This window comes from Exiguobacterium sp. s131 (assembly GCF_018617345.1).
Taxonomy (GTDB): Bacteria; Bacillota; Bacilli; order Exiguobacteriales; family Exiguobacteriaceae; genus Exiguobacterium; species Exiguobacterium profundum.
Genome location: NZ_JACSJX010000004.1, coordinates 56,325 through 74,188, shown reverse-complemented (window position 1 = coordinate 74,188; position 17,864 = coordinate 56,325). Strand labels below are relative to the sequence as shown.

At 46.6% G+C, this 17,864-nt stretch carries 20 protein-coding genes and 1 pseudogene; 6 read left to right on the top strand and 15 right to left on the bottom strand.

Features of this window, described 5'->3' with window-relative positions; all coding sequences use genetic code 11:
* Positions 1–38: 38 nt before the first annotated feature.
* The 3 genes from KNO69_RS13830 to KNO69_RS13820 form a co-directional block, all read right to left on the bottom strand.
* Positions 39–1,460 (bottom strand): PTS mannitol transporter subunit IIBC, encoded by a 1,422-nt coding sequence (locus KNO69_RS13830; RefSeq protein WP_196431520.1) that lies wholly within the window; start codon positions 1,458–1,460, stop codon positions 39–41.
* Between the two features lie 167 nt (positions 1,461–1,627).
* Positions 1,628–3,658 carry a BglG family transcription antiterminator gene (locus KNO69_RS13825; RefSeq protein ID WP_214818765.1) on the bottom strand — a complete coding sequence of 677 codons (2,031 nt, stop codon included), beginning with the start codon at positions 3,656–3,658 and terminating at the stop codon, positions 1,628–1,630.
* A complete protein-coding gene (locus tag KNO69_RS13820; RefSeq protein WP_214818761.1) occupies positions 3,648–3,917 on the bottom strand; it encodes a PTS sugar transporter subunit IIB in 270 nt (89 codons plus the stop codon). The genes KNO69_RS13825 and KNO69_RS13820 overlap by 11 nt, the downstream gene beginning before the upstream one ends.
* Positions 3,918–4,202: 285 nt before the next feature.
* Here KNO69_RS13820 and KNO69_RS13815 point away from each other — a divergent pair, with 285 nt between their 5' ends.
* Positions 4,203–4,688, top strand: coding sequence for a DUF4365 domain-containing protein (locus KNO69_RS13815; RefSeq protein ID WP_214818759.1), 486 nt, complete (start codon positions 4,203–4,205; stop codon positions 4,686–4,688).
* A 72-nt stretch (positions 4,689–4,760) separates the two neighbouring features.
* Here KNO69_RS13815 and glmS read toward each other — a convergent pair whose 3' ends face one another.
* Positions 4,761–6,557, bottom strand: a complete 1,797-nt coding sequence (glmS, locus tag KNO69_RS13810; protein WP_214818756.1) for a glutamine--fructose-6-phosphate transaminase (isomerizing) — start codon at positions 6,555–6,557, stop codon at positions 4,761–4,763.
* A gap of 414 nt (positions 6,558–6,971) precedes the next feature.
* Between glmS and KNO69_RS13805 the strand changes: the two genes are divergently transcribed.
* A complete protein-coding gene (locus tag KNO69_RS13805) occupies positions 6,972–7,307 on the top strand; it encodes a hypothetical protein (RefSeq protein WP_214818754.1) in 336 nt (111 codons plus the stop codon).
* Between the two features lie 14 nt (positions 7,308–7,321).
* On the opposite strand, the gene KNO69_RS13800 is transcribed toward KNO69_RS13805, so the two are convergent.
* The 6 genes from KNO69_RS13800 to KNO69_RS13775 all read right to left on the bottom strand — a co-directional run bounded on the left by KNO69_RS13800 (position 7,322) and on the right by KNO69_RS13775 (position 10,040).
* Positions 7,322–7,792 (bottom strand): hypothetical protein, encoded by a 471-nt coding sequence (locus tag KNO69_RS13800; RefSeq protein ID WP_214818753.1) that lies wholly within the window; start codon positions 7,790–7,792, stop codon positions 7,322–7,324.
* The gene (locus tag KNO69_RS13795) at positions 7,779–8,297 is read right to left on the bottom strand and encodes a hypothetical protein (RefSeq protein ID WP_214818751.1); all 519 of its coding nucleotides are present in this window, start codon (positions 8,295–8,297) and stop codon (positions 7,779–7,781) included. The genes KNO69_RS13800 and KNO69_RS13795 overlap by 14 nt, the downstream gene beginning before the upstream one ends.
* Positions 8,276–8,746, bottom strand: a complete 471-nt coding sequence (locus KNO69_RS13790; RefSeq protein WP_214818750.1) for a hypothetical protein — start codon at positions 8,744–8,746, stop codon at positions 8,276–8,278. The genes KNO69_RS13795 and KNO69_RS13790 overlap by 22 nt, the downstream gene beginning before the upstream one ends.
* Complete coding sequence (locus tag KNO69_RS13785) at positions 8,730–9,059, bottom strand: hypothetical protein (RefSeq protein ID WP_214818749.1); 330 nt, start codon at positions 9,057–9,059, stop codon at positions 8,730–8,732. The genes KNO69_RS13790 and KNO69_RS13785 overlap by 17 nt, the downstream gene beginning before the upstream one ends.
* Positions 9,060–9,180: 121 nt before the next feature.
* A complete protein-coding gene (locus tag KNO69_RS13780; protein ID WP_214818748.1) occupies positions 9,181–9,609 on the bottom strand; it encodes a hypothetical protein in 429 nt (142 codons plus the stop codon).
* Positions 9,606–10,040: a hypothetical protein gene (locus tag KNO69_RS13775; protein ID WP_214734998.1), complete on the bottom strand. Its 435-nt coding sequence runs from the start codon at positions 10,038–10,040 to the stop codon at positions 9,606–9,608. The genes KNO69_RS13780 and KNO69_RS13775 overlap by 4 nt, the downstream gene beginning before the upstream one ends.
* A gap of 213 nt (positions 10,041–10,253) precedes the next feature.
* Here KNO69_RS13775 and KNO69_RS13770 point away from each other — a divergent pair, with 213 nt between their 5' ends.
* Together KNO69_RS13770 and KNO69_RS13765 are read left to right on the top strand one after the other, a co-directional pair.
* Complete coding sequence (locus tag KNO69_RS13770; protein ID WP_214685732.1) at positions 10,254–10,580, top strand: hypothetical protein; 327 nt, start codon at positions 10,254–10,256, stop codon at positions 10,578–10,580.
* The gene (locus KNO69_RS13765; protein ID WP_214818747.1) at positions 10,577–11,155 is read left to right on the top strand and encodes a hypothetical protein; all 579 of its coding nucleotides are present in this window, start codon (positions 10,577–10,579) and stop codon (positions 11,153–11,155) included. Before KNO69_RS13770 ends, KNO69_RS13765 begins: the two co-directional genes overlap by 4 nt.
* 98 nt (positions 11,156–11,253) lie before the next feature.
* Here the strand turns inward: KNO69_RS13765 and KNO69_RS13760 are convergent, their stop codons facing one another.
* From KNO69_RS13760 to KNO69_RS13740, 5 genes and pseudogenes are all read right to left on the bottom strand, one after another.
* Positions 11,254–11,499: a hypothetical protein gene (locus KNO69_RS13760; RefSeq protein WP_031424613.1), complete on the bottom strand. Its 246-nt coding sequence runs from the start codon at positions 11,497–11,499 to the stop codon at positions 11,254–11,256.
* An 86-nt stretch (positions 11,500–11,585) separates the two neighbouring features.
* Positions 11,586–11,852, bottom strand: a pseudogene (locus KNO69_RS13755) (family 1 glycosylhydrolase); the annotation flags it as partial.
* 221 nt (positions 11,853–12,073) lie between these two features.
* Positions 12,074–13,087, bottom strand: a complete 1,014-nt coding sequence (locus tag KNO69_RS13750; protein WP_214818746.1) for a LacI family DNA-binding transcriptional regulator — start codon at positions 13,085–13,087, stop codon at positions 12,074–12,076.
* Between the two features lie 193 nt (positions 13,088–13,280).
* Positions 13,281–14,369, bottom strand: coding sequence for a hypothetical protein (locus tag KNO69_RS13745; RefSeq protein WP_214818745.1), 1,089 nt, complete (start codon positions 14,367–14,369; stop codon positions 13,281–13,283).
* 138 nt (positions 14,370–14,507) lie between these two features.
* Positions 14,508–15,380 (bottom strand): TetR/AcrR family transcriptional regulator, encoded by an 873-nt coding sequence (locus KNO69_RS13740; RefSeq protein ID WP_214818744.1) that lies wholly within the window; start codon positions 15,378–15,380, stop codon positions 14,508–14,510.
* Positions 15,381–15,544: 164 nt separating this feature from the next.
* Here KNO69_RS13740 and KNO69_RS13735 point away from each other — a divergent pair, with 164 nt between their 5' ends.
* Complete coding sequence (locus KNO69_RS13735) at positions 15,545–17,041, top strand: MDR family MFS transporter (protein ID WP_214818743.1); 1,497 nt, start codon at positions 15,545–15,547, stop codon at positions 17,039–17,041.
* 145 nt (positions 17,042–17,186) lie between these two features.
* Positions 17,187–17,810, top strand: a complete 624-nt coding sequence (locus KNO69_RS13730) for a glucosaminidase domain-containing protein (RefSeq protein WP_251124979.1) — start codon at positions 17,187–17,189, stop codon at positions 17,808–17,810.
* The last annotated feature ends 54 nt before the right edge of the window (positions 17,811–17,864 follow it).

The window sequence follows — 17,864 nt, the reverse complement described above, 5'->3', positions numbered from 1 at the left end:
CTCCTAATGGCTAAACCGTATCTCTATCTGTTCTGAGTTCAAGAAATTTTGCTGCGTTCCGCTTTAATTTCTTCTACCAATTGGTCGTAGTAATCGGCGTTCAAGAAGTTCGTGACCGAACGATGAATCGCATTCGGTGCTTGCGCTTCCGCACGCTCCGTCAAATCTTCGTGTGTGATGACGAACTGGGCATCTTTCGGCAAGTTGCTGATAGACGTGTTCGTCACTTTGATTGGCAAGTTCGCTTTGTTGACCTTGTTCCGGAGAACCGATGCTCCCATGGCACTCGATCCCATTCCAGCGTCACAAGCGAAGATGATATGGTCGACTTTATCAAGACGATCTGTCACGAGAGCCGATGCGTAAGACTGTTTGCCTTTCATCGCACTCACGTTTTGTGTCGCTTCTTCGAGTGATACTTCCTCTGCTGCGCTCGATTTCAAGATGACACTCGCCACAGCGAACGTGACCGCTGCTGACAAGAGAATCCCTGCCACGAGTCCGAGATATGAACCGCGTGACGCCATCGCAAGAATGGCAAAGATACTACCTGGTGAAGCAGGTGCGACGAGACCGACATCAAAGAGTACGAACGTGAAGATCCCTGTTGCGCCCCCTGCGATCATCGCAAGGATCAAGACCGGCTTCATCAACACGTATGGGAAGTAAATCTCGTGAATCCCACCAAGGAAGTGAATGATGGCTGCACCCGGTGCCGTACGTTTCGCTGCACCTTTGGCGAAGAACATATAGGCGAGAAGTAATCCAAGACCTGGTCCTGGGTTTGCTTCAAGTAAGAAGAGAACAGACTTTCCAGCGTCGGCGACTTGATCGACACCAAGCGGACTCAAGATCCCGTGGTTGATGGCGTTGTTCAAGAAGAGAACTTTTGCCGGTTCGATGAACAGACTCGCAATCGGAAGCAATTTCGCGCCGACGATCCAGTCAACACCTGCCGCCATGACTTTATCGAGGGCACTCATGATCGGACCGAAGATTTCAAATCCTCCAAGCATGAGAAGACCACCGATGATTCCAACTGAGAAGTTGTTGACGAGCATTTCAAATCCCGCTTTAACTTTGCCTTCAAGGGCACGGTCGACTTGGCGGATGACATAACCACCGAGTGGACCCATGATCATCGCACCGAGGAACATCGGAATGTCGGTACCGACGATAACCCCCATCGTGGCGAGTGCCCCGACGACACCGCCTCGTACGTCATGAAGTAATTTACCACCAGTGAAACCGATGAGTAATGGTAAGAGATACGTGATGGTTGGACCAACGAGTTCTGCTAATTTTTCGTTTGGCCACCATCCTGTTGGAATGAAGAGTGCTGTGATAATCCCCCAGGCAATGAAGGCGCCGATGTTCGGCATGACCATCCCACTGAGGAAACTACCGAACCGTTGTACTTTGACTCGGACCCCGCCCGAGCTTGCTTGCGTATTCGCCATGTATAAAACCTCCAGTCGTTTAAATGTGAAAGGTTGAATGTGTAGTGTAGCTAACCGGTTTGTGCTCTACACCTGTATTGTATGCCTGGAGTAAGCGCTTTCTCAATTCAATCCAGTTCACACTTTGGCAACATTTTGTGCCAAACAAAAAAATGACCATGGTTCGGTCATTTTTCATACAATGTTTCATGAATCATTTTCTTCATGCATTCGTGCAGGAGCAAACGGAGGTCCTCTTTTGTCCCCGTGCTGTATAGCCGCATATGCTCCTCACTCTCAATGAGCGACCCGCTGATCGCACTTAGGAACTGAAGCTCGACGTCACGTGCTTCTTCCGGTGCCAGCAAGACAAGAAGACGTGTCACCGGTTCGGTCGACTGATCCATCATAAGGAGTGGGATCGATGTCGTTAAATCAAACGCAAACACACTTGCCTTCTCAATCGAGGCATGTCGTCCGTGGAATAACGCCAGTTTCGTACCAGGCACCCCAAGGCCCGCGACCTCGTGACGACGAAGCAGTTGGGCAGAGAGCTGAATTCCGCTTTGTACGAGGTCACGTTCTTCTAAATGTGTACCGATATCAAGCAAGATATCTTCTAAACGGTCCGTATTATTGAGCGTGACCAAATCGAACTGGTCATCCATCCGCTCGAACGTCTCGACCAATTCCCCGAGTTCTGCGAAATCAAGCATCGTTGAACGCGGCTTCGTTGCGAGTGTCTGAAAGGATTGCGGTAATGACAGTAAGAGATGGCGGACGCGTTGCACTTCTTCACTCGTCAAAAGCGGGTTGACGATTAACGTTGGTACCGATAGCGGTGGTAACGGTACCGTCGACAAGATGACATCATATTCTTCCAATCGGTGCTGTTCGAGTCCGAAAAGTGATGAGTTGACGACGTCTTGCATCTCTGGGAACTCTTGGCGTACCCGATTGACGAGCATCTTCGACGAACCGAGTCCGGCCGAACAGATGACGAGCGCCCGATATTCGCGGCGGCGCACCGGTTTGACGAGTGCTGCCGCAAAGTGCATCGCCCAAAAAACCGTTTCTTCTTCGGAGAACGTATTCGTCCCAAAGACGATGTCGGCGGCCTGTTGAATCGCCGAACGAAGTCCCGGATAGTCGCGGTCGATGTGGGGCTTGAACGTACTCGTCTCTGGTAGCGCCTGCGTATTCATACTCGAGAGGATGTGAGCAAGCAGTCCTCGTTCGAGAGCCGCGTCATCCGTAAAGGTGAACCCGTAGATGAGCGAGACGTGATGAATCAGTTTATGCACCCGAATCTGCATGATCCAGCGTTCTTCCTCGTCTTCTTTCATTTGATCTTTAATTGAGCGCAGACGATTCGCCTCTTCCGCGAACCAGACGCGTTCCGCCATCGAGTAAGTGATACCGAGAGCCGCTTCCATATCGGTGGCGACTTTCAGATAGTCCTCGGACCGTCCTTTCGTATACATCTCTAAAAAGAATCCAGACGCTAACCGCTCTTGTTGCACGCCGTAAGCGAACGTGACTCGCATGATGGTGCGGTCGTCCATCCGCTCAAACGAAAGGGATTTCAAATAATCATAACCGTCTCGAAGACCTTCAAGCATCTCCTCGCATGGTACCGTCTTCAAAAAAGCAGGAATGTAGTCGTCTTCTCCACGGACGAAGCGATAAAATGCGAGCGTGTCCCAGTGGGCAAGCAGAGCGTTGATGAGTAGCTTACGCTTCTCTGACTCATAACCGAGCACTCTAGCCCCAACACCTTTTTTCCGTTCAACTTCTAAATGATACTCTTCGAACCATCTGTCCAATTTCTCTAAGTCTTGCGTCAACGTGCTCGGCGAAACGTGCATCTGTTTAGCGACCGCCTGCAATTTGAGTGTATCGTTCTCAAACAAGAGACGCCACGCCAGTTCAAATAAGCGGTCCTCGCTCGTGGGGATCGCTTCTGCAGATAAGATGAGATCTTCTCGTAACTGTTGTTTCGCAGCTGGTTTGCCAACCAGGCTCAGTCCATGACCGCGTTGCCAAGCGAGTTCAAGTTCGAACTCTTTTAAGATGCCTTCAAGTAATTGTCGTTCTCGTTGAATCGTGCGCTCAGACAAATTCACCGCCTGCGCGATTTCGGCAAGCGGTGTCGATGTCTCAGTTGCCAATAAGTGTAGTAAAATCGACCGCTCTCGCGCGGTCCACTCATGTCTCATGCTCATCCATCCATTCTTCGACAAGTAGTCGGTATTCCTCGAGCGACAGGAGTTGTCGGACTGACCGGACACGTGCGGTTGGATGGGTGACCGGGGTCGCCCCTTCCTGATAGAGAATCAAATCCACCTCATTCGGGATGTTTTGAATCGTTCCGTGCGTAATCGTACAAAACAAGCGCCCCTCGCTTGCCTGTGCGAACAACTTCGCCGCCATCGCACTTGTCACAAACCCGCTATGACAAGCAATGTATACGTTCATGTCAGCCCTTCTTTCATCGCTTATCTTTATCTAATCATAAGTTGGAACCGCTTACTTCTCCTACTATTTTGCTTGTTGGCAAAGATATCGGCAAGGAGTAAAAAGGTTATGTCTACGTCACTAGACTCACTCCTTAATAAGGAGCTAAAGTCTTCATGAAAGTATTCATCTACGGTTTAATCGACAGTTCATTAAAGATATACTTTTAGATTAGAAAATCTATTCTTGTAATGAATTGTATTATAATTTATTACATCTTGTATTTACAGAGAGGAATGGACAGAATTGCCTAACTTTAATTGGGAGCATTTAAACCACTTACAGCTCGGAAGATATGCAGAGTACTATGCAAAAATGGAATTCGCGTCTTACGGATGTGACGTCTATACATCAGAAGTAGATGATCACGGAGTCGATTTTGTCATCAAAGATTCCAATAACCGCTTTTGTGAGATTCAAGTAAAAGCAATTCGTAATTCAGGATATGTTTTTATGCAAAAAAGTAAATTCGACCTTACGACTCCAAACCTTTATTTGACACTTCTTTTATTCACCCAAGACGCACACCCTGAACTTTATCTAATCCCTAACGTTGCTTGGTTAATCCCAAATGAATTATTCGTTGATCGAGATTACGATAAACCCGGACAAAAGAGTAAACCTGAGTACGGATTAAACATTTCAAGAAAGAACAAATCCTTACTTGAACACTATCGATTCGATACAATGATTCAATCATTTATTCTAAGGCAATCCGAAGGAACTAATTAAAAACTGCACTTTGTATGTTGAAAGTATCCAACAAACAAAGTGCAGTTTTTATTAACTCAGCCTCTTCATTATTTATTCCACTGTCACCGATTTCGCCAAGTTACGTGGCTTGTCGACGTCACAGCCACGGGCGAGCGCCGCATAATATGCCATCAACTGAACCGGTAAGACGTTGATGAGCGGTGCCATGAGTGGCTCGACGTGCGGCAAGATGAAGTCATCATTCTCATGTTCCACGCCTTGCATCGAAATGATACAGGCGTTCGCACCACGGGCGACGACTTCTTTGACGTTCCCACGAATATTCAAGTTCGTCTTCGGTTGTGAGATGAGCGCGATGACCGGTGTCCCGTCTTCGATCAAGGCGATCGACCCGTGCTTCAGTTCCCCACCTGGGTACCCTTCCGCTTGGATATACGAAATCTCTTTTACTTTGAGCGCTCCTTCGAGACAGACAGATGCGTCAAGCCCACGACCGATGAAGAACGTGTTCGGTGTCGTTTTCAAATAACGTTCCGCAAGGTCTTCGAACAACTCTTTTTGCGCCATGATCGAGTCCATGATGGTCGCAACTCGGGCAAGCTCCGGCATGAGATCAAACGGCAATTCTTTCCCTGTCGCACGAGCGATGTCATATGCGAGAATCGCGAGGACGGCGATTTGCGCCGTGTACGCTTTCGTCGAGGCGACCGCAATCTCTGGTCCTGCGTGGAGGAGCATCGTCTCGTTCGCTTCGCGTGAGAGCGTCGATCCCGGTACATTCGTCATGGTGAGCGCTTTGTATCCGCGTTTCTTCACTTCGACGAGGACGGCACGGCTGTCCGCCGTCTCACCGGATTGTGATAAGAAGACGAACAACGGACGTTCACTTAAGAGCGGCATATTGTAGCTGAATTCAGAAGAAACGTGCACTTCTGTCGGAATGCCGGCGATGCGCTCCAAAATATCTTTTCCGACGAGTCCGGCGTTATAGCTCGTCCCACATGCGACGATATAGACGCGGTCCGCTTCCGAAACGAGTTCACGCACGCCTTCCGTGAGCTCGATGTCACCGTTCTCGTTCTGATAGTGTTGGATGATGTTGCGGATGACGGCCGGCTGCTCGTCCATCTCTTTCAACATGTAGTGCGCGTACGTGCCCTTCTCGATGTCTGACGCATCGATCTCGGCCGTGTATGGCGCGCGCTCGAGCACATCACCGTCGAGCGTCTTGATCGTCGCCGCCTCACGTGTGAGGATGACGATCTCGCCATCGTGGAGCTCGAGGTACTGGTCTGTCACCTGGAGCATCGCCATCGCGTCTGATGCGACGACGTTGAACGTGCCGTCACCAAGTCCGACGAGGAGCGGTGACTTGTTCTTCCCGATATAGAGGCGCTCTTTGTCCTCTGAGTCGATCATTGCGATCGCGTACGAACCGTGGAGGTCCGAAAGCGTCTTGCGGAACGCCGCCTCGACATCGCCGAGTTCGACGAAGTGTTTTTCCATGAGCTGGACGATGACTTCTGTGTCCGTCTCTGAAAAGAACGGGACGTCGAGCGTGGCTTTCAATTGTTCATCGTTCTCGATTATGCCGTTATGGACGAGCGTGAAGCGTCCTGTCGTACTTTGGTGCGGGTGGGCGTTCGGCACGCTCGGTACCCCGTGTGTCGCCCAACGCGTGTGACCGATTCCGATCGTTCCTTCAGCATCAGCCGGTACGATGTCACGGAGTGCTTGAATCCGTCCTACTTCTTTAAACGTACGAACGTCCTCACCGACTAAAGCAATTCCTGCTGAGTCGTAGCCACGATACTCGAGTTTTTCAAGCCCTTTCAATAAAACCTCTTTCGTTCCAACTTGTCCGATCATCCCTACGATTCCACACATACAAAACTCTCCTCTTTGCTTCGATTTCTCGAAAAAGGAAACGGGCTTTTTTGAGTGATGTCATCAAGTCTCGTTTTGTCCGCCCGGTCACCCGAACGTTTTATCGAGACTCTCTCAGCCGTGACACGCGACTGGAAGGCATCCGCCGAAATCTCGATCACCTTCGTCCTCGTCAACTCCATAGAGTTCTGGCGCTTCCACTTCATATCTAGCCGTTTCTCCAGATACGCTTTCATGCTATCGAGTACAAGGCGTGTTGGATAGAGAAATTGTTAAAGTAGTCGCTAAATACTTTTTTACCGTTCATGTAAAAGTCACCACTTTCACTAAAAAGCCACCAATCCATCAGGTTTTCGAGTAGGGAGAGAACGGGCATGATACAAGTAACAATATTCAATGATGGAGGGGAATGAGATGGCAAGTCTATTTTTAGTAATCGGAATCATATTATCTGTCACATCAAAATGGCTGCAATTAAGAGGTCAAAGTGATGTTGGTGACCTACTTGTTTTTCCAGCAGCTTTTTTCCTAGGACTCGCCCTTCTCTTTAGCCTTCCATTCTTTAAAGAATGGTGGGAGGATCCTGCATCGCGCCCAAAAGCTTATCGATTTGCGACATTTGCAACAGTCGGTGTACTTTCGTTTCAATTATTTGCTTGGCTCTTATTTGGCCAAGGTGAATGGCTAGGTTTTCTTTTCCTAATTCCTTTCCTAACCTGCCTCTACTTTGTTATTCGAACGTTCATATAAAATGGGAGAGACGCTCACGCGCTCCCCCATTTTTGTTCTTCTCTTAATTCACGTTCCGTGACATAGTTCTCATCGAGACGAACCATATATCGCTCGTACCATTTATGACCGATGACGGATATGACACCTCCAGTGACCATCAACCCAATAAAGTAAGGTGTCTCAATTTGTTTCGTTACCCATCCGAACATGAGGATGAGCAAAATCGGGAACGTCAAAAAATTAAAAATCGACATCAAGTGTATGTGACGTTTGGCGTCTCGATTCGTTAAATACTTCAATTGAATCGTTTCTTTCTTCCAAGATTTTTTAATCGCAAATAAGCCCGCAAATTGACCAATCAAAAGAACAGTTCCTGCTGACACCCATCCTTTTTCAGTCGCCACAAACAACGATATACAGATCATCCACGACAGAAAAGTGAAGACTCCATTCTTTTCAGTTTCCACTCCGACAAGCTCTCTCATCTGATCACGCTTGTTCACGACGTTGCTCCTTCTCGTATTCACGGACCTCACGAATTTCTTTTAAATCTTGATCCGTCAAATAGTTTTCATCGTAAGACTGAATGACGCGGTCGAACCGCTTCGCCAAGTATTCAATCCCGAAAAACGTCAGTTGCGAAAGGAGGAACATACGGAACGATTGTGTGCTCGTCGCTTCACTCGTGAAATAGAAGAGTCCATAAATCCCGACACCTGTCAAAGCGAGCGTGTGCGCGATCATTTTGAATGACAATAGGTTACGCGCCGTTTGATTCTTCACGAAGCGCAACCACATCCGATATTGGATAAAAATACCCGTCAAGATTGCGGCGAGCACCGCATATAATGTTCCCGTGACGACACTATCTGAGAGTGTCCAATACGAGGCATAAATCAAAAAACTGACAACGAGTCCGATTCCGATGATGCCGACACCCCATTTCGTCAAGCGGTCTACTTTTAGAATCGTGTCGATTTGCGATTTCACTTTTGGTGATAGTTCCATATGTTCTCTCCTCCTTCCAACACTTCTTCATACGTCGGTAGTTCTGACTGATGCGCATGAATCCGCTCTTCCCACTTCTTCTCTCGATACGATTTCGTCAACCCCCAAAGGGCGACGATCCCACCGGTCAGGATGAAGGCATCTTCGTTCACATACACCGGGATGAAGAGCACAAATAACGAAACAGCACTAATCCAACAGTCAACGAGTCGATATCGCAACACCCGAACGACGTTTTGATGTTCGGCAAAAGGGCGAATGACTCGATATTCCATATATCCTTTATAAGCCATACCAATGGATACGACCAACATGACCGGGATGACCCACGTCGCCTGTGTCCGTAACATGGTGATGAACGAAATGAGGAATATGACGAGTACCGGCCAGCCAAAGAACCGTTCGAATTGTTTGGCATGCGTTATCGTGAGTTCAAATTGACGGTCCATTTAGTACACTCCCTTCAATCACTTCCTCATACGTTGGTAATTCCGGATCGATTTGTTTAAGTTGCTTCGTGAACCACTTTTGCCGAATCGGACTGAGTACTCCCCATATCCCAAAAAAGAGACCGATCACGAGACCAAAATCTTCCGCTGTCAGAAGCGTCACCATGAGCGCCGTCAACAAAATTGCATCCACCCATTCGAATACGTATTGGAATATAAGCATTCGATGAGCTTTCGGATGTTTTGTCATTCGCCACATGATACGCATCTCTTGATAGCCCATCACGACGATGATCATAGAGACTGACGCCATGATGGGGATGAGCCACATTTTCTCTAAATAAGAGAGCGACAATAATGGCCGTGACATAAAGAATCAAGATGGGTACGGCATAACGTCTCATTCGTCGCATCCACTTTACGTCTTGTGCCACCTATATCGCCTCCTTGTCGAAATGTAGATACTCCATATCTTGTTGTTTCGTTTGTTTGTTCACGTTTAACGTCCATAGCATCGCACCACCGATGAATACCGTGGCACACACATACGCCACGTTTGATGTGAACAATAGTTGATGATTCAACGCGAGGAAAAAGGCAGCACTGTTGAATCCGTCCCGAACGAGCTGACGACGATACAATCCTTTCAGTTCTGGGTGAAACCTCAGGCGCATTCGATAGCGCTTCACATATAAGATGTTCAGCGGAATGAGCGCACAGGCGATATATAACACGCCCCACGTAAGGTCATCTGTTAATAAACTGATCGGTAACATCAGTACTACAAATGTTCCAAACAGGCCGAATATCCATTGGTCGAATAAACGCTTCCATGCTTTTTCTTTCATTATACGTTCATTCATCTCTTTAACCCTTGTTTCTCAGATTGATCCACCGAAGGCATGCGTTCTCCAAATTGTCTTTGGAAAGTTTGACCGAATACCATCCACAAGGTGAGAACAACAAAAACTGTCAACGTGTCAACTTTCATAAAAAGGAGCGTCACGGTTATTACAATAAGAATTGCAGAATCCACTAAGTCATATATGAGCTCCCATTTAAGAGATTTCACTTTGGTTTTTCCGCTTACATGCGTACGTTGTTTCTGATACTTGCTAACGTCTATCCCAATCATCGCGATCCCGACAACAATGAGTGGAACTGTCAGCCCTACATTACCTTCGAAGTACGACACAGCAAGCGCTATGAGTATGAACGCAAACGAGGTATATTTTATTCGAAGTGGTGACTTCCACCATGTCTCCTCTTGTACGAAACGATTTTGATTGTTCACTTAACAAACACCCTTTCTATAAAGCATCTATCTCCCTTATACGTATAATTTCTTATTATTGTTTCACATTTTCCGAATATTCTCGCAATGAATCGTTCGACTTTTTTCAACAATTGACGAATGAAAGAGATATGCCTGAAACAAAAACGACAGCCCTTCTCAGCAATGAGGAGGGCTGTTATATTTAGGGAAAAGAGTTAAGGAGTTGGAAATTTGAAAGCTTATTACCCTTCTATATTCGCCGTTATCGCTGGTCTGTCCGGATTACTCGGATTGGCGCTTCAATCGGTCTACCCCATCCTGTTGTTTCCTGTCTTTTTACTCATTGCGGGATACTTTATGGTACATGCGAAGAAGCAGAAAACAACCGTCCGAAATTATACGCCGAGCTTTCTGATCCTATCGAGCGCCGCCCTTGCATTCGGTCTTGGCTTCCAATCGATCTTGCCGTATGCCATGCTCATCGGAATCGTGATCCATACAGTCTGTCTCTTCTGTGCCATCATCGCACTCGGACGATATCGTGCACATGTCTCATGAAGGCTGTGACTGGACTCGGTTGGGGCGCATTGATTTTAACACTCGCACTCGCCCCGCTACTTGCCGTCGATTTGATTCTCATCTATCTGCTTGAAGACACACCGTTCCGAATCTTATCGACTCTCGCGATGCTCGGTTGTTTCTATCTATTGTCGACAATCCTCAGTTTGTTCGTTGATGCGTTAACGGGAGCATTACGCTCGTTTGTTCATTCGAACATACCGCGTCTAATCGACACCATTCTTCAAGGAACAGTGAGCGGAATCAGTCTATACGTCGTACTGACACTCTTTCCGTCTATCGATTTATCGACGCTCACCGTCATGGCGATTGTATTCGTACACTTATTCGGTGCATCATTTTGGCTAAATCGTGAGAATTCGAAAGAAGACGTACCTCTTGAACTTGATTCAATCGATCAGCAGATCATCCACCTGTTACGAACCGAAACCATCGTGTCCTGCGTCGAACGCATCCAGCATGATTACCCGAATTTACCGAAACGGGACATATTGAAACGAGTCAAACGCATCAGTCAATCCAACAAAGTCACCGAACCGTTTCATGGTCGGTGACTTTTGTGCGTCATCACGAGTGAATCGTGAGATTTATCCTGGTGTTTCGTTGCCCAATCTATGTAAACAAACGCCAGCCCTTTTTCAGTGCTAGCGTTTTACGTATCCTCTTTCCGGAGCGAATAGCCCTCCACTTCAAGCAACCGCATCCGCCTCTGGTCAATCGCCGCATGAATAATCACGGTCACACCTGGATTGAGCTCCATCATTTTCTTGATTTTTCGTAAGTCATCTCCCTTGATCTCAACGGGCAACACGAACTCGCCTTCTCTCAAATGAACGAATTTGATTTTCCCAAGGTCGTCATATCCCGTCACTTCGTATGTCGCAAACTCACGTTTCATAGAACATCCCTCCCCTATCCTCGTTCCCAAAAAGATAGCATTCCACACAAAAAATCCATCCCCGTAGCGGCAGGGATGGATGCATGTTACGCCTCGACGCTATCTGCGTGTTTGGCTTTATGGTCGGCGATGACACCGGCATACCACTTCGCGCTGTCTTTCCAGATGCGCTCCTGTGTCTCGAAGTCGATATAGAGGATGCCGAAGCGCTTCTCATAACCGAAGCTCCATTCGAAGTTATCCATGAGCGACCAGAGGTAGTAGCCTTGAATGTTCATGCCTTCATCGTTCAAATCGGAGACGGCTTCGAGGTGCTGGCGGACGTAGTCGATCCGGTTATCGTCATGGACTTCAAGACGCCAACTGAAAGTGCTCCGAGTGTAAGTAAGCTGACTAATTTACGCATGTGTTGTTCCCATCCTTTTTATAAGTAGTAGTAGAAAGCGCTTGCAAGAAGAGGTTTAAAATTATCGAAAGCGGTTTCGATTTTCTCTAAAAATGACTTTCGAAATCGCGCTCCCCTCTCCATCTGCTGAAGAAAAGAGAGCGACTTCGAAACATCATTGGCTATAAATCACTGTTTGACCGGTGCACAGGATGCCCGTTCGACTAAGCGTACCGGAATGACGCGACGTTCAGTGAGTCGCTCTTTCGCGGTCATTTGTTCAAGTAAAAGTTCTGCTGCCGCTTCTCCGATTTCGTCCGTATCTTGGCGAATCGTGGTCAGTTTCGGCGTGATGTATTGTATCATTTCAATGTCATCATATCCGATGACAGAGATGTCATTCGGGACATGAAGACCGTGTTCGTGAATGGCTTCGATTACACCGATTGCCATTTGATCCCCGGCCACAAAGACTGCAGTCGGTTGATCGTCTAGTTCAAGCAATCGTTCCATCGCTTGCTTGCCTTCCTCAACCGAGAAGAAACCGGCGTTGACGAGGTAGCCCGGTCGAATCGGAAGGTCCAGCTCTTGCATCGCAAGTTCATATCCTTTGATTCGCGCCGCTCCGGCGTCAATCGTTTCATCCCCAGCGATGTGGGCAATTTTTCGGTGACCGAGTTCATAGAGATAATTCACAGCGAGGCGTGCCCCTTCGATGTTATCGGAATAGACGACGCTACAGTTGGCGCTGTCCATATCGACGACGACGATCGGGATGTCGCTTCGCATGAGCTCTTGAACTTGCTCATCCATTCGGTCCGAGCAGATGACGACGATGCCGTCGACCGCACGGTGTTTAAAGTGTTCGAGGTAACTCATGTCACGATTGCGCAGATTCCGCGAGGCGAAAATTAAATCGTAGCCTTGCTCCTCTGTCGCGTGACGAAAACTTTCGATGATTCCGTTGAAGAACGGGTGCTTCATCCCAACTTCATTCGCCTCTGAGAACATGACCCCGATCGCCCATGATTTTTTCGTCGATAACGACTGGGCATGTGCGTTCGGCAAGTAGTCCATCTCAGCAGCGGCTTGAAGAATCTTCGCTCTCGTCTTGTCACTCACGTCTTGGTAATTGTTCAACGCTTTGGACACTGTCGTGATTGAGAATCCTGTTTTTTTGGCTAAATCATAAATCGTACCCATGTCATTCTCCTCTTCCCGAAAGCGCTTTCGGTAATTTGATTGTAGCGTATGGATTTGTAGGAATCAATTCTTTTTCGAGGAAACTTTTTGATTCTTTTTTCCATTCCTTGTTTCTTCTATATTACTGTATCGAGAAGAATTTTGTCATACCTGTGTACAAGTTAGACTATGTTGTAATTAACCCGTACTCTAATTATTCTTTAACGTTAATGCTCCAGTCTCCATCTGCCGTCACAACAAACACATACACACTAGACTCTTCAAAAGAGTAGCGCTGAGAGCCTTCGTAACTCCCTATTTCGTTCACTAACAAATCCACCTTGTTGACGGTCACAGCAAAATTAGAATCCCCATTATGTGAAAACGAAATTTGATAAGACCCTTTATCAATTTCAAAAAAGACTACATCGTCACCTTTGCCTTTTATATCACCTGGTAGATTTTCTGTTTCAAGTGGTCGATATTGCATAACGTTAATTGTCCAATTTCCTTGATTGCCATTTATATTTAAGTAATAATCCCCTGTATTCTCAATCCAAACAAAACTCTTTCCTGAATAGTTTCCTATTTCATTCACTAGTAAATCAATCATTTCCCCTTGATCATTCTGCAGGGTCACTGCAAAGTTGCTTGATCCATTGTAAGTGCTGGCTACAATAGCAAAACCTTTTTCAAGTCGAATTGCATCTGTCCCCATATCTGATGAACCTTCTATTGTTGTTGTCAATTCTTCTTGAATCCTTTTAACATGATCGTTTTTTACTTGATCTAAATCTTTATTCACGCCTACCTCGATAATTGAGTCTGCGTCATATACCACGATTATGTTTCGATTCTCGATGGTGACTTCATCAAACTCCAGATCATAAACAGTATATCCTCGGTTAATTTGTAATTCATAAAATTCCATGTAATCTTTGTAGTTCGATATTGGGTCCTCAGGCTGAACGTCCTGTAAAAACTCTTCCACTGAAGGTTCTTGAACTTCTTCGATCTCTTCAGGTTCCTCCGCTTCAATTACCGGTTCAGGTTCACTTTCGTCTTCTGTAACTGCTACCGTGCTCTCTTCTTCAAAATTAGTAACAGCTTCTTGATTATTTGTTTCAAGAATTCCGAGTATGAAAATCAACCAAATACCTGCGATAAAAATCGAGCCTCCTAATATGATTGGGAATGGTGTGATATCCTTTTTGATAAAATAACGAAATACAGAAAAGAGACCATATGCCGCTCCACCTATAAGCAGAGCGATGGCGGTAAATGCAAGCACACTTTCTAGCATATTCTACTCCTCCTATCTTCACTCCCTTTAGCTCAACATGACCTGTCATTAATTATTACCCATATTTCCCATACGAACCCACACTTGTTCTATCTTTTCTGACCAAAAATAAAAATCATCCAAAATATTGGATGATTTTTAATGTGTCCGCGTATACAACCACACGAGATTCGTGAACTTTTGTACTTCTGTCTCGCCTGTCACGCCTTTAAATAGCCGTTGGAATGGCTTTAACAGTTGCTCTAACACGATTTTCCGGAGACGCTCTTGTTTAAGTTCGAACGAAATCGCATCGAACAAATCTCGCTGTTCTTCCGTCATGTCGACATGCTCTTCGATGCGAGCAGCCATCTCGATCAATTCTTCGATTTTTATGAGATGTTTATCTGTCGTCCCACGCATTTGATCGACCGTGACCGGGTTCAAGACGTGCTCTCCTGTCTCCATCATCCGAGCGGCAATCAATTCGACATACGTGTATAAGCTTCGGACGACTTTTTGAGGAGAGTAGGCAGCATTCGTGATGCGGTTCGTAAACAAGATATGTTGCAACATTCCGTTGAAGAGCACCGTCAATTCCATCGAATACGGTCTGACGGACTCTCCGATGATTTCCGTCAAACGCATCGCAATCCACTCGATTTCATAAATGCGATGTTGGAGTACAAGCTTCTTCAATTCATTCTCGTTCGACGACATGATCGATTCAAATAACGCGTGCAAGTTCCGCTCTTCGTTCAATTGAATCAATATCGAAATCTGTTCGATGAAGACGTCACGATCTCGCTTATCCCGCCCCATCTGCATTTCGATTCGGCGTTGCCCTGCATCATATCGTAAGTTCTCGAGGATACTAGCGACACAATCCGTCTTCGATGAGAAGTAATTATAAAACGTCCCTTTGGAGATATTAGCGCGGTCGATGATCTCTTGCACCGATGTGTGCTGTACCCCATTTTCGATGAAGAGAGACATGGCAATATCGGCAACTTTTCTCTTTTTCTCTTTCATATTTTCCTGACTCCGTTCTGTCTAGTTTGTACCTTTACTATAGCACCGAAAACCTTTTTAGACTAATAGTACAAAATGGTTGCTTTATTTATACAACGGGTATAAAATCATTTCATCGACACTTACCAACACATAACTATTTAGAAAATAAAGGAGCCATCCATATGAAACCAGAATTCCAAAAGAAACCGCCTTATGTCATGTTGGCGGTGCTCTTTGCGGGTGCATTCATCGCATTTTTAAACAACTCATTACTGAACGTCGCGCTCCCATCGATCATGGTCGATCTCGAAATTGCAGACTACTCGACCGTTCAATGGCTCGCGACCGGCTTTATGCTCGTGACGGGGGTGCTCGTTCCGGCATCCGCCTATTTAATCACTCGTTTTTCAAACCGAAGCTTGTTCATTACTTCGATGAGCATCTTCGCCATCGGTACGGCTATCGCGGCCTTCTCGCCGAACTTCGGCTGGTTGTTGAGCGGTCGAATGATTCAAGCCATCGGTGCCTCAACAATGGGACCACTCTTAATGAACGTCATGCTCGTCAGCTTCCCGCGTGAAAAACGGGGGATGGCGATGGGGATTTTCGGACTTGTCATGATCTCGGCACCTGCGATTGGACCGACACTTTCCGGTTATATCGTCGAGTACTATGACTGGCGCGTCTTATTCGAAATGATTTTACCGCTCGCGATCATCGGTCTCGCGCTCGCTGTTTGGAAAGCAGAGAACGTCATGGTCCAAAATAAAGATCAATCTCTCGACTACTTGTCACTCGTCTTATCGACACTCGGATTTGGTGGGATTTTATACGGTGTCAGTTCAGCAAGTTCGGACGGCTGGGATAATCCAATCGTCTTGGCGACGATGATTGTCGGTGCCATTTCGTTGATTGCCTTCATCTACCGCCAGCTTCATATGGAAAAACCATTGCTCGACTTGCGTGCTTACAAACATCCGATGTTCGCACTCGCGTCAGTCATTGCGATGGTCAACGCGGTCGCAATGTTCTCCGGTATGATTTTGACACCAGCTTACGTCCAAAGCGTACGTGGTATCTCACCACTCGATTCAGGGCTCATGCTTCTACCTGGTGCGATCATCATGGGAATCATGTCACCGATCACAGGTAAACTATTTGACCGATTCGGGCCAAAATTATTGGCACTTACCGGTCTGACAATCACCGCGGTATCAACGTATATGCTCGCAAACGTCCAACTCGATTCGACCTACACGTACATCGTTTTAACGTACACGTTGCGTATGTTTGGGATGTCGATGGTTATGATGCCGATTATGACTAATGGACTCAACCAGTTACCGACTCGCCTCAATCCACACGGAACGGCCATCAACAACACGGCTCAACAAGTATCTGGTGCGATTGGTACGGCAGTCCTCGTCACCATCATGAACTCGGTGACACGTACGGAAGCTGAATCATTGATGACAGGAGTCGATCCTGCGACACTCACAGAGAGTTCGATGGGTGCCATCACTCAGCAAGCCCTCTTATCTGGGATTCAATATTCATTTTATGTCGCACTTGGGATGAACCTCTTGGCGCTCGTCCTTGCGTTCTTCGTAAAACGAGTGGATGTGCGGAAGTTCGATGATCAAGTAGAGACTGTTGAAGAATTGAAACAAGCAAATTAAATGTTGAGAAGCCGCTTTGAATGTTGAATTCAGAGCGACTTTTTTTAATTTCTCATTTCCTTCATAAATAAATCTGAAATTAAAATTTAATCCTAATATGGTATTATTTCTCAATGGATAGGATTCGTTTAGGAGGGTACATATGATGAAAAAAGTGTTTAGCTTGATGATTGTATTTCTTCTGATCACATCTTCTTTTCTCTCGACTGGATCAATCGTTGAGGCGGCCCCGAAGAAGCAGAATCGTGCTATTATGGGAGTATCGGCTTTGACTCCGCAACAAATGGCGGATTACGTAAAAAAGAAGAATCCTCGTGATGTCCGGCTAGTACAAACGTCGGTCGAAGACTTGGCGAACCTCTTCGTCATCATCGGCGCTAAGGAAGGTGTTCGTGGGGATGTCGCATTCGCACAAGCATTGAAAGAGACTGGTTATTTCCGTTACGGTGGCGATGTCCTTCCGAAGCAGCATAACTACTCTGGAATCGGGACGACTGGAAATGGTGTAAAAGGTCACTTTTTCCGTTCCCCACAACAAGGGGTGACTGCTCAAATTCAGCATCTAAAAGCATACGCTTCAAGCGATGCACTGAACACGAAACAAGTCGACCCACGCTTCCATCTCGTCAAGCGAGGCTCTGCAACGACGTGGCCATCTCTTCACCAAAAATGGGCCATGCAGCCGAAAGGAAATTACGGGACCGAGATTCTTTCGATTTATCAAGAAATGTCGAAAACACCAAAACTTGTCGCTAAAGCAAAACGATGAGGAAATGTAGGGGTGAAAGAACGTGACGTGCAAACAAGTTAGACTCGCGAGCGG